Here is an 11,861-nt window from a genome sequence, read left to right as displayed (position 1 = left end):
GTGTGGCCTTGGACCCTTCCGTGACGCTCGAGGCAGGCACCCACGTCGGCAAGTACGTCGTGCGCCGCAAGCTCGCTGAAGGGGGCATGGCGGAGATCTTCCTGTGCACCGCGCGCGGGCCGGAGGGCTTCGAGAAGGAGGTCGTCATCAAGCGGGTGCGGTCGTTCCTCGCGAGCGACCCGGACTTCGTGCAGATGTTCATCGCGGAGGCGCGGCTGGCCTCGCGGCTCAACCACGCCAACGTGGTGCAGATCTTCGACTTCGACAAGCACGAGGACACCTACTACCTGGCGATGGAGTACGTGCGCGGCTGCTCGCTGTGGGAGCTGCGCAAGCGGAGCAAGGAGGCGATGACGCCGATGCCGCCCGTGCTGGTGGCGCACATCGGCGCGGAGGTCGCGCGCGGCCTGCACTACGCCCACCGCCTGCGGGTGAACGGCGAGCTCTTGAACCTGGTGCACCGGGACGTCACGCCGCACAACGTGCTCGTGTCCTACGACGGCGCGGTGAAGCTGACCGACTTCGGCATCGCGAAGGCGGGCAACAAGCTGACCAACCCCGGCGTGCTCAAGGGCAAGTTCGCGTACATGTCGCCCGAGCAGGCCCGGGGCGAGAGCGTGGACGTGCGCACGGACGTCTTCGCGTTGGGCGTGGTGCTGTGGGAGCTGCTCACGGGAGGGCGGCTGTTCCAGGGGGACTCGGAGATCGCCGTCCTGCGCGCGGTGCAGGAGAGCACCATCGTGCCGCCCGCGCGCCTCAACCCGGACGTGCCGCCGGACCTGGACGCCGCCATCTGCCGCGCGCTGGAGCGAGACCTGTCCAAGCGCTTCCAGACGGCGGGGGAGCTGGAGCGCGCGCTGGCGCAGTGCGTGCTGAACCACGCCCGCTCCGTGGATGACACCGACGTGGGTGCGTTCGTGCGGCCGCTGTTCCCCATCGCGGCCAGCAACCAGGCGCTGCCCGCGCTCCCGGAGCGCACGGCGCTGGAGGATGGAGCGCTGCCCGCCGCCGGAGCGCCGCCCCGCGAACCCACGGCGGTGATGCCGTCGCGCGAGCACGCCTCGGGAGCGAAGCGGAGCGTCTCGCCGGACGAGGACCGCCACGGGACGACCCTGGTGCTGTCGAGAGACGACGAGGCGCGCAGCGGCCGTCCTCCGCAGCCCACGCCGCAGATGCCGTTGCAGTCCATGGGAAGGGAAGCGCCGCTGGCCCGGCGCAGCGAGTCCCGCGAGGTCCCCGCCGCCAGGGCCGGGTCCCCGAGCGACGAGGACTCCATGGCCTGGACCGGCTCCGCCGATGAGGACACCGGTGCGCCCGCGGACCGTCCCGAGGATGGAGGCTCGCGGTCATCCGCCTCCGAGCGCCGAGCCGGTTCCTCCGGCAGGCCTGACACTGCCTCCGAGCGCCGAGCCGGTTCCTCCGGCAGGCCTGACACTGCCTCCGAGCGCCGAGCCGGTTCCGCCGGCAAGCCTGACACCGCCTCCGCGCACCGGGGCGCGTTCGCCGCCGACGAACTCTCCGGCTCCGACGACCGCGAACTCGACACGGTCTCCGCCACCGAGCCGGGTCCTCCCGTCCCTCCGGGCCGCAAGCGCGCCCTGTGGGCCGGAGCCGCCGCGCTGGGGCTCGCGGGCCTCGTGGGCGTCATCGCCGTGGCCCGCTCGAACACCGGTGCGCCGGACGCGGGGCAGGGGAGCCCTCCCGCCCAGGCCACGGCCCCGGCCGCGACCCCTCCGCCCACGACGGCCCCCGCCGCGAACCCGCCTCCCGCCACCGCCACGGTGCCTGCGGCCGAGCCCGCCCGCGCGCCTTCCTCGGACACCGTCGACGCGGAGCTGGAAGGGCAGCGGCGCGAAGCCGCCCTGGCTCAGCCCCCGGGCACCGAGCCGGCCGCCCCCGCCGCGACGCCCACGGCGGACCCCGCCACGGCGCCGCCCGCCGCGGACACGGCGAAGGCCATGGGCACGCTCCAGGTGAAGGCCACCCCCTACGCCACCGTCTTCCTGGGCTCGAAGCGGCTCGGAGACGTGCAGGGCCGCGCGACCTACAAGGTGCCGGCCGGCACGTACTCCGTCACCTTCCAGCATCCGACCAGCAAGAAGACGTTCACCGTCGTCGTCCCCGCCGACGGCACCGTGATGCAGGAGTTCCGCGCGCCTCGCGGCCGCTGAGCGGAAAGCCCCCCTCCCGTCCCTCCATCCCCTGAAGCCCCCGGCAGCCGGCGCGCAGCGTCGGCCGGACGACGTCCGTCCGCGCGCCTGCTCGTCCTCCTTGACGAATGACGCGCGAATCTGGCACCTATGGCGTCCATTCAGTAGCCTCTATTCAATGGAATCAATGGACCTGCTCGCGCCCGATGAACTCGAGCGCATCGAGCGCGAGAACGCGGGAGGTCTGCCCGCGAACGCGATCCTGGAAATCTTCCGGCCCCGGGGTGTGAGGCTCTCGGAGGCGACGTTCCGGAAGTACGTCCAGGCCGGTCTGCTCCCCCGCAGCCGCCGTGTGGGCCGCAAGGGGAAGCACCAGGGCAGCCTGGGCCTCTACCCGGTGGAAGCGGTGCGGCGCATCAACGTCATCAAGAAGATGATGGCCGAAGGACACACCCTGGAGGACATCCGTCGCTCCTTCGTGTTCCACCGCAACCACATCGACCAGCTCCAGCGGGACCTGTCGGAGGTGCTGGACGGGTTCCAGGAGGAGCTGGGAGGACGGGCCCTGGGAGGAGAACGCAGGAGGTCACTCGAAGCCCAGTTGGCAACGCTCAGGCAACGGGCGCAGGATCTGGTCCGCGATGTCGCCCGGTTGGGCAGCGCCGTCACGGCGCGTGAAGACGAAACGCTCCGGCCACAATAGGATGCCCCCCAGGGTCCTGTTGAACCGGATAGACTCCACGCATCTGGAGGACGACACATGTCGGAAGTGAAGCAGCTGCAGGAGGGCGAGGGGGGGAATGAGGAGGAGCAGCCCGCGGAACGCCGGCGCTCCAAGACGATGTCGCGCAAGGAGATGGCGCGCGACCTGCGCCGGCGCAGGCTCGCCGGTCAGTTGGACCCGGAGGAGGCGGAGACGCTCAAGCTCGTGGACGAGCAGCGGCCGCGCACCCGCGCGGACTGCATCAACGGCCCGCGCCCGTGCCTCTTCGTGTCCTGCAAGCACAACCTCTACCTGGACGTGAACCCGGAGACGGGCTCCATCAAGCTCAACTTCCCGGACAAGGAAATCACGGAGCTGGAGCACACCTGCGCCCTGGACGTGGCGGAGAAGGGCGGCATCACCCTGGAGGAGGTGGGGGAGATCATGAACCTCACCCGCGAGCGCATCCGCCAGGTGGAGACGCGCGGCCTGATGAAGCTGCGCGAGGCCACGGAGGCAGAGCCTCCCGTGTCCGCTCGCAAGCCCTGAGGGCAGGGCACTGGTCCGCTTCCGGGCCTGGGGTGACGTGTTGCGTTGACACCCCAGGGGGTGGTTGCTAGGACCCGCGCCACCCCCACCCATTGCGAGGCGCACACGTGCTGGCTCTCCTGAGCGTTTCCGACAAGCGCGGTCTGGTCCCCTTTGCCCAGGGCCTGGTGCGGCTGGGCTACCGGCTGCTCTCCACGGGCGGCACCCTGGAGGCCCTGAAGGCCGCGGGCATCCCCGCCACCCAGGTGTCCGAGCACACGCAGAGCCCCGAAATCCTCGGCGGCCGCGTGAAGACGCTCCACCCCCGCATCCACGGCGGCATCCTCGGCCGGCCCGACCTTGAGAGTGACAAGGCGGAGATGGCGGCCAACAAAATCGAGCCCATCTCGCTGGTGGTGGTGAACCTCTACCCGTTCCGCCAGACGGTGGCGTCCGGCGCGGGCGAGGACGACGTCATCGAGAACATCGACATCGGCGGGCCGGCGATGGTCCGCGCGTCCGCGAAGAACTTCAAGCACGTGGCCATCGTGGTGGACCCGGACGACTACGCGCCGGTGCTCGCGGAGATCGAGGGCCAGAAGGGCGTGGGGCTGGAGACGCGGCGCCGGCTGATGCGCAAGGCGTTCGCGCACACGGCGGCCTACGACGCGTCCATCTCCGGGTGGCTGTCCGGCGAGGCCCAGGAGCCCTTCCCGGAGGAGCTGTCGCTCGCGTTCCGCAAGGTGCAGGGGCTGCGCTACGGGGAGAACCCGCACCAGCGCGGCGCCTTCTACCAGGAGTACGCCGCGCCGAAGGAGCCGTCCGTCGCCTTCGCGAAGGTGCTCCAGGGCAAGGAACTCTCGTACAACAACATCCTGGACCTGGACGCGGCGCTGGGACTGGTCCTGGAGTTCCCGGAGAAGCCCTGCGCGGTGGTCATCAAGCACAACACCCCGTGCGGCGTGGCGGTGGATGACGTGCTGGAGAAGGCCTACCGCACCGCCCGCGCGGTGGACGAGGTGAGCGCCTTCGGCGGCATCGTCGCCTTCAACCGCGAGGTGGACGAGGCCACGGCGAGGGCCATGGCGGAGACGTTCCTGGAGGCGGTCATCGCGCCGTCGTACTCGGCGGTGGCGCTCCAGGTGCTGGCGGGGAAGAAGAACCTGCGCCTCCTGGAGGCGGGCCCCGCGCTGGCGTCCCCCACGGCGGCGCCCCGGGCCCAGGTGGACGCGCGCAGCGTGTCCGGGGGCATGTTGCTGATGGACCGGGACGCGGTGGAGCCGCCCCTGGAGTGGAAGGTGGTGTCCAAGCGCGCCCCCACGCCGGAGGAGGAGCGCGCCCTGCGCTTCGCCTGGAAGGTGTGCAAGCACGTGAAGAGCAACGCCATCGTCTTCGCGGCGCCGGCGCGGCTCCTGGCCCAGGGCGGCGGGCAGACGAACCGGGTGGACTCCGTGCGCATCGCGATGACGCGGGGTGGCGAGGCCCTCAAGGGCAGCGCCGTGGCCTCGGATGCCTTCTTCCCCTTCCGGGACGGGCTGGACGAGGCGGCCCGGGCGGGGGCGACGGCGGTCATCCAGCCGGGCGGGTCCGTCCGGGACGCGGAGGTGATCGCCGCCGCGGATGAACATGGGATGGCCATGGTGGTGACGGGAGTGCGACACTTCCGCCACTAACTTCATGCGCATCGTCTGCCAGAAATGCGCGGCGGCCTACGCGATCGACGATCGGTTGATCACGCCCAAGGGTGTCCGCGCGCAGTGTCCCCGCTGCCGTCACCTCCAGCTCGTGAAGCGGGAGGCCTCGGCCGCGTCCGCGACGGCTCCCGCTGAAGGGGCCGTGCCCGCCGCCGCCGAGCCGAAGCCGCTCGCGCGCGAGCCCCGGAGCAATCCCGCCGCCGCGGCCAGACCGCAGGAGGCCCCGGCCGCACCGAAGGCGGCTCCGAAGTCGGACCTCTTCGGGGACTTCGGCGAGATGCCGGAGCTGGGGCCGCCGGGGAGCGTGGACCCGTTCGCGGACCTGGGGCCGCCCGCGTCGCAGGTCTCCGGAGGGCTGCCCTCGGACCCGTTCGCGAACCCGGGCCCCTCCGCTGCCAGGGCCGCTCCCGCCGCAAGCCCGGGCCCGTCCGCTGCGAGGGCGGCGCCCGTTGCGAGCCCGGGCCCATCGGCTCCTCCGTCCGCTGCCAGGGCCGCGCCCGCCGCGAACTCGGGCCCATCGGCTCCTCCGGCAGCTCCCAGGCCCGCGCCCGCCGCGAAGGCCGGACCGCCGGTGCCCGACGCGCCCGCGACGCCCGCGTCCGCGGCGGATCCGCTGCTCGACTTCCTGGGCCCGCCGCCCGGAGGCCTGGAGCCGGAAGCCGCGCCCGCGTCCGGACGGGCCTCCTCGCCTCCCTCCGGAGCGGCATCGCTGGGCCGCCTGTCCCGCGCGCCCGCGCCGGTCCTCCCGAAGCCGGAGTCGCACACGAACTGCCGCTCGTGCGGCAAGGACCTGACGGACCCCTTCGACCAGGCCCTGGGCATCTGTGAGGACTGCAAGCAGCGGGAGGCCTCGTTCCCCCGGGAGTCCACGGTGCTGGTGGCGCCCGAGGTGGCGCCGCCTCCGTCCGACGGCGGCCTGGTGGAGCTGCCCGTGATGAGCGGCCTGGACTCCGCCGCGTCTGGAGACGAACCCCGGTCCGAGGGCGCCACGGCGCTGGCGACGGACTCGCGCGTGAGCTCGGTGAAGCCCGCGCGCACGTCGCACATCACGGCCGCTCCGGTCCGCAGCGCGCAGCGTGGTGGCGGCGGAAGCCGTGCGGGAGTCTTCGGCCTGCTGGCGCTGGCGGTCCTGGGGGCCGGTGGCGCGGGCTACTACTTCCTCGTGCACAAGCCGAAGCAGGAGCAGTTGGCCCGGGCCGCGCAGCCCCCCGCTCCGGCGGCCGTGCCGCAGGAGGTGCTGGCCGCGGTGGGCCGGTGGAAGCTCCAGTTCCTGGAGCTGGAGGGCACCAGCGCGGAGCACCTGGCCGCCGGCCGGAAGCAACTGGAGCTGGACCAGCGCGTCGCCTACGCGGAGGCCGAGGAGTCCTTCCAGCAGGCGCTGCTGCTCGACCCCCACAGCGCGGACGCCATCGCCGGGTACGTGCAGGCGCTGGCGCTCGGGCGCGGTCCGGGCATGGACGACAACTCCTTCCAGGAGGCGCGCGAGCTCATCCAGGCCGCGAAGGGCATGGCCGGGGAGACGCCCGCGCTGCTCGTCGCGCACGCGAACCTGCTGCTGGCGCGCTCGCGTCAGCCCGGCAACCTGGAGGAGGCGGCGCGGCTGGCGACGGAGGTGCTGTCCCAGCCGGAGGCCGCGGACGCCTACAAGGCGGAGGCGCACCTGGTGCTGGGCCGCTCCCACGTGGCCACGTCGCGCGAGCTGGCGAACCAGGAGTTCGACGCCGCGCGGAAGCTGGCGCCGAAGCTCCAGCGCGTGGACTACTACAGCGCGCTCGCGCACGAGCAGGCCGGCCAGTACGGGCTGGCGCTCAAGCAACTGCGCCAGCGGATGGAGCTGGATCCCCAGGACTGGAACAGCCTGGAGGCCGCCGCCCGCATCTACGTGGAGGTGGGGGAGACCGCCCGCGCGCGCAAGCTGTACGAGGACCGGCTGAAGGCGAAGGCGGGCGACGTGCGCGCCTCCCTGGCGCTGGCGGTGCTGCGCTACCAGGCGGAGGGCAACGCGCGCGAGGCCGTGCGCGCCCTGAAGGACCTGACGAAGAACGCGTCCCGCTACGGCCCGCGCGACGCCTCCGAAATCTGGAGCCATCTGGCCGCGGCGGAGCGCACGGCGGGCAATGACGCCGGCGCGGCGACCGCGGCGGCGGCGGCCCTGAAGGTGGTGCCGGCGATGCCGGAGGCCCACCTGCAGTGGTTCATGGTGGCGCTGGCGCAGAAGGACGCGGCCCTGGCCCGCGAGCACCTGAAGGGCTTCCAGGGCCGGCTGCAGGACGCCGCGCTGGAGAAGGTGCTGGAAGGGCGCGTGCACCTCTTGGAAGGGGACGTCGCCGGAGCCCAGGAGCGCTTCCAGCAGGCGGTGCGGCTGGACGAGCGCCGCATGGACGCGAAGCTGCTGGAGGCCGTGGCGGCGGCGAGCGCGAAGAAGCGCGACGAGGCCTTCCGCCTGTTCTACCCGGTGCTGGAGGCGCGCGAGTGGGACCCGCTGCGGCTGGCCCCCCGGCCCGCGCTGTCGCGCTTCTGGCTGCGGCCGGGCGACACGCTGGTGGGCGTGGAGAACGTGGTGAAGTCCCTGGGCGACCGTCCGGAGGACGTGCAGCCGCTGCTCTACGAGGCCCTGGTGCGCTTCCATCAGGGAGACCGGCAGAGCGCGGAGCGGCTGCTGCACTCCGTGGTGGACGTGAACGAGAACAACGGCGGCGCGCAGGCGTACCTGGCGCTCATCGCGCTGGAGGCGAAGGGCTCGCAGGCCCGGGGCCTGGCGGAGCGCGCGGTGCGGGTCGAGCGCGGGCTGCCGGTGGCGCGCCTGTCGCTGGGGCTCGCGCAGGCGTCGGCCGGGGACGTGGCGAGCGCGATGCGCACGTTGCAGTCCGCGTTGGACGTCGCGCCGAAGATGCTGTCCGCCCAGACGAAGCTGGCGGAGCTGCTGATGACGTCGAAGCCGAAGGAAGCGCGCGCGGTGCTGGAGAAGGTGGTGGGGCTGGACCCGGCCTACTTCCCGGCGAAGAAGCTGCTCTTCAAACTGGACGAGCGAGGTTGACGTGAAGGTCCTGTTGCTGGGGTCGGGCGGCCGCGAGCACGCGCTCGCGTGGAAGCTGGCCCAGAGTCCCCGTCTCTCGCGGCTCCTCGTCGGTCCGGGCAACCCGGGCACGGCGCGCTGGGGCACCAACGTGCCCTTGCAGGCGGACTCGCCGGAGGCGGTGGTGTCGCTGGCGCGCCGCGAGCGCGTGGACCTGGTGGTGGTGGGCCCGGAGGCGCCGCTCGTCGCGGGCGTCGCGGACGCGCTGGCGCAGGTGGACATCCCGTGCTTCGGCCCCGTCGCGGCGGCCGCGCGCATCGAGGGCTCCAAGGCCTTCGCCAAGGAGGTCATGGCGGAGGCGGGCGTGCCCACCGCGGCCTTCCGCGTCTTCACGGACGCGGCGGAGGCGGAGGCGTACGCCCTGGCGCAGGGCCGCATCGTGGTGAAGGCGGACGGCCTGGCCGCGGGCAAGGGCGTCATCGTCGCGCCGGACGCGACGGCCGCGCGCGACGCCGTGCGCGCCGTGGCCCAGATGGGGCAGGCCGGCCAGCGGATGGTGCTGGAGGAGCTGCTGGAGGGCGAGGAGGTCTCGCTCATGGCCCTGTGCGACGGCGAGCGCTACGTGCTGCTGCCGCTGTCGCAGGACCACAAGCGCGTGGGCGAGGGCGACACGGGCCCCAACACCGGCGGCATGGGCGCGTACTGCCCGGCGCCGTTCCTCACGCCGGAGCAGTTGGCGAAGGTGGGCGAGCAGGTCATCGCGCCCACGCTGGCGGTGCTCAAGAAGCGCGGCACGCCGCTGCGCGGGGTGCTGTACGCGGGGCTGATGCTCACGGCGTCCGGCCCGAAGGTGCTGGAGTTCAACGCGCGCTTCGGCGACCCGGAGACGCAGGTCCTGATGATGCAGGTGGACGAGGACCTGCTGCCGCTGATGGAGGCGTGCGCGAAGGGGACGCTGGAGCCCCGGACGCTGAAGCAGTTCCCGGGCGCGTCGGTGGGCGTGGTGCTGGCGGCGGAGGGCTACCCGGAGGCGCCGAAGAAGGGCGCGCGCATTGAAGGCCTGGACGCGGTGGCGTCGAACGCGCCCGTGTTCCTGGCGGGCGTGGCGAAGCAGGACGGCGCGCTGGTGACGGCGGGCGGCCGGGTGCTGACGGTGTGCGCCCGGGGCGACAGCCTGGCGACGGCGCGCGAGCGGGCCCTGGAGTCGGCGGACGCCGTGCGCTTCGAGGGCAAGCACTTCCGCCGTGATATCGGCGCGCGGGGGCTGCGGGCGCGGCCGTGAAGCTGCTGGCGCGCTACCTGCTCAAGGAGCTGCTCGTCCCCCTGGGTGTGTGGGTGGCGTTCATGTTCCTGCTGCTGTTCGTGATGCAGTTCCTGCGGGGCACGGACGTGCTCCTGGGCTCGGCGGTGACGCTGGTCGACCTGGGCCGGCTCATCGCGTACCTGGCGCCGCACTTCCTGGTGATGGCGCTGCCCATCGCGTTCCTGCTGGCCATCCTGCTGGGCCTGGGGCGGCTGGGCGAGGACCGGGAGCTCACGTCGCTGCAGGCCCTGGGCATCAGCCCCATCCAACTGCTGGCGGCGCCGCTGGGCGTGGGCATCGCGCTGAGCGCGTTCATGGTGCTGCTCACGTCCACGGTGGAGCCGTGGGGGCTCACGGGCGTGAAGGACCTGGTGGGCGAGGTCATCCAGAAGAACGTCGCGGGCGACGTGAAGTCCGGCGTCTTCTACGAGGACCTGAGCGACCTGACGCTGTACGCGCAGAAGGTGGCGCCCAAGGGCGGCGGGTGGACGAACGTGCTGCTGCACGACGACCGCGACCCCAGCTCGCCGCTGCTGGTGCTGGCGCACAAGGGCAGCGTGGGCACGTCCGAGCGGGGCGAGGCGCTGCGGATTGAGTTGAAGGAAGGCGAGGTGCACCGCGCCAACCGCTCCTCGGTGGACGCGAGCGTCGTCGCCTTCGAGAAGGCGGAGATCAACGTGGGGCTGGGCGGGTCGCTGTCTCGGCGCAACCGGTTCCGCTCGCCGAAGGAGGAGCTGACTCCGGCGGAGCTGCTGGCGGCGGCGAAGGACGCGGAGGAGCGGCGCGAGGACGCGCGGCCCTTCCTGATGGCGTTGCACAGCCGCATGGGCAACGCGGTGGCGCCGGTGGCGTTCGCGCTGCTGGGCACGCCGCTGGCGATTGGCCGCAGGCAGGCGGGCCGCGCGTGGGGCTACCTGCTGACGCTGGGCGGCTACGTCCTCTACTACCTGCTGAGCCGCGCCTTCGAGCAGATGGGGCAGAAGGGCCAACTGCCGGTGTTCGTCGCGGGGCAGTTGGCGAACGTGCTCTTCATGGCGGTGGGGGCGTTCGCGCTGTACCGCGTGACGCGTTCGGGGACGGTGCGATGAAGGGCACCCTCTTCCGGTACGTGGTGGGCGCGTACGTGCGCTACACGCTGGGCATCCTGGCGGGCGTGGTGGCGGTGTTCCTGGTGGTGGACTTCGTGGACCGCGCGAAGGCCTATGGCGGCGAGGGCTGGGTGTGGGACGTGCTCAAGCTCTACGGCTACAAGGCGCTGGTGACGGTGCAGCAGTTGGGGCCGGCGGCGCTGCTGCTGGCGGCGGGCACCACGGTGTCGGCGCTGCGCAAGAAGGGCGAGGTGACAGCGCTCCGGGCGCTCACCTTCGGGCCGGCGGCGCTGTACCTGCCGGTGGGCGTGTGCGCGCTGGTGGCGTGCGTGGGGCTGGTGGCGTTCGACGAGACGGTGGCCGCGCGGGCGGGCCGGCGCGTGGATGAAATCACCACGCAGCGCTTCAACCGGTGGGGCGACTGGCGGATGTACTACACGCCGAAGCAGTGGTTCCGGCGGGGGGATTCCATCTTCTTCCTGCGAGGCGGCAACCCGCAGGAGGGCTTCGAGAACGTCTCCATCTTCACGCTGACGCCGGAGTTCAAGCTGCGCCGCCGCGTGGACGCGGGGCGGATGCGCTCGGTGGAGGGCAACCTCTGGGAGTTGACGGACGTGGTGGAGCGCACGTTCACGGAGGACGGGCGTACGTCCGTGACGCAGTTGCCCACCGCGGAGTACGAGCTGGGCGTGGGCGCGACGACGTTTCGCATCCGGCCGGGCCGCCCGGAGCAGATGCGCCTGGGAGAGCTGGGCGAGCAGATCGTCGCGCGAGCGGAGGTGGGGCTCGCGACGAAGGCCTTCCAGCTCGCGTGGCACAACCGTTTCGCATACCCGCTGGCGGGGCTGCCCGCGGCGCTACTGGCCGTGGGCCTGGCGCTGCGGACGAACCGCAGAGGCCACCTGACGGCGGCGGTGGTGGAGGGGCTGCTCATCGCCGTGGCGATGTGGGGCCTGATGGTGGTGTCCCGCACGTTGGTGCTCACCGAGCGGCTGGCGCCCGCCGTCGCGGCCTGGCTGCCCACGACGCTGCTGACCCTGGTGGCGGCGGCCCTGTGGCTGCGCCGCGAAGGGCTGCTGCACCTGCCGCGCCGTAACGCCACGCGGCAGGCCTGAGCCTGGAGGCACCCGCGCGGGCCCGGACCGCTCAAAACCTGTCCGACAGTCGGACAGGTTCGCGCAGGCCGCCGCGCAGGTCCCCGGAGCGGCCGAGACGTCCCAGAACCTGTAGGACAGTCGGACAGGTTTCCGCGACCCGGACGTCGCGCGGGTCCCCAAGGCGGCCGAGACGTCCCAAAACCTGTCCGACAGTCGGACAGGTTCGCGCAGGCCGCCGCGCGCCGAGACGTCCCAAAACCTGTCGGACAATCGGACAGGCTT

8 protein-coding genes are annotated in these 11,861 nt (G+C 72.6%); all 8 read left to right on the top strand.

The annotated features are described in order from the left end of the window. The first annotated feature begins 20 nt into the window (after positions 1–20). The 8 genes from K8612_RS03670 (at position 21) to K8612_RS03635 (ending at position 11,597) form a co-directional block, all read left to right on the top strand. Positions 21–2,171, top strand: coding sequence for a serine/threonine-protein kinase (locus K8612_RS03670; protein ID WP_223761272.1), 2,151 nt, complete (start codon positions 21–23; stop codon positions 2,169–2,171). 157 nt (positions 2,172–2,328) lie between these two features. After that, entirely contained in the window at positions 2,329–2,853 is a 525-nt protein-coding gene (locus K8612_RS03665; protein WP_223742431.1) for a MerR family transcriptional regulator, read from the top strand. Positions 2,854–2,910: 57 nt separating this feature from the next. Next, a complete protein-coding gene (locus tag K8612_RS03660; protein ID WP_014397952.1) occupies positions 2,911–3,402 on the top strand; it encodes a sigma factor-like helix-turn-helix DNA-binding protein in 492 nt (163 codons plus the stop codon). A 107-nt stretch (positions 3,403–3,509) separates the two neighbouring features. Next, on the top strand, positions 3,510–5,054 hold the full coding sequence (purH, locus tag K8612_RS03655) for a bifunctional phosphoribosylaminoimidazolecarboxamide formyltransferase/IMP cyclohydrolase (RefSeq protein WP_223761271.1): 1,545 nt from the start codon (positions 3,510–3,512) through the stop codon (positions 5,052–5,054). Positions 5,055–5,058: 4 nt separating this feature from the next. Beyond that, entirely contained in the window at positions 5,059–8,112 is a 3,054-nt protein-coding gene (locus K8612_RS03650) for a zinc-ribbon domain-containing protein (protein WP_223761270.1), read from the top strand. Position 8,113: 1 nt separating this feature from the next. Continuing rightward, the gene (purD, locus tag K8612_RS03645; RefSeq protein WP_223742434.1) at positions 8,114–9,373 is read left to right on the top strand and encodes a phosphoribosylamine--glycine ligase; all 1,260 of its coding nucleotides are present in this window, start codon (positions 8,114–8,116) and stop codon (positions 9,371–9,373) included. After that, positions 9,370–10,482 (top strand): LptF/LptG family permease, encoded by a 1,113-nt coding sequence (locus K8612_RS03640; protein WP_223742435.1) that lies wholly within the window; start codon positions 9,370–9,372, stop codon positions 10,480–10,482. Before purD ends, K8612_RS03640 begins: the two co-directional genes overlap by 4 nt. Further along, the gene (locus K8612_RS03635) at positions 10,479–11,597 is read left to right on the top strand and encodes an LptF/LptG family permease (protein ID WP_223742436.1); all 1,119 of its coding nucleotides are present in this window, start codon (positions 10,479–10,481) and stop codon (positions 11,595–11,597) included. Before K8612_RS03640 ends, K8612_RS03635 begins: the two co-directional genes overlap by 4 nt. Positions 11,598–11,861 lie beyond the last annotated feature (264 nt).

Source organism: Corallococcus sp. AS-1-6 (assembly GCF_020037015.1).
Classification (GTDB): domain Bacteria; phylum Myxococcota; class Myxococcia; order Myxococcales; family Myxococcaceae; genus Corallococcus.
This window is presented reverse-complemented; position numbering and strand designations above follow the sequence as displayed.

What these genes read in the sequence shown, in the direction of transcription:
- K8612_RS03635 (WP_223742436.1), top strand. Translation starts at nt 10,479, where the DNA reads ATGAAGGGCACCCTCTTCCGGTACGTGGTGGGCGCGTACGTGCGCTAC.
- K8612_RS03660 (WP_014397952.1), top strand. Translation starts at nt 2,911, where the DNA reads ATGTCGGAAGTGAAGCAGCTGCAGGAGGGCGAGGGGGGGAATGAGGAG.
- K8612_RS03650 (WP_223761270.1), top strand. Translation starts at nt 5,059, where the DNA reads ATGCGCATCGTCTGCCAGAAATGCGCGGCGGCCTACGCGATCGACGAT.
- K8612_RS03665 (WP_223742431.1), top strand. Translation starts at nt 2,329, where the DNA reads ATGGAATCAATGGACCTGCTCGCGCCCGATGAACTCGAGCGCATCGAG.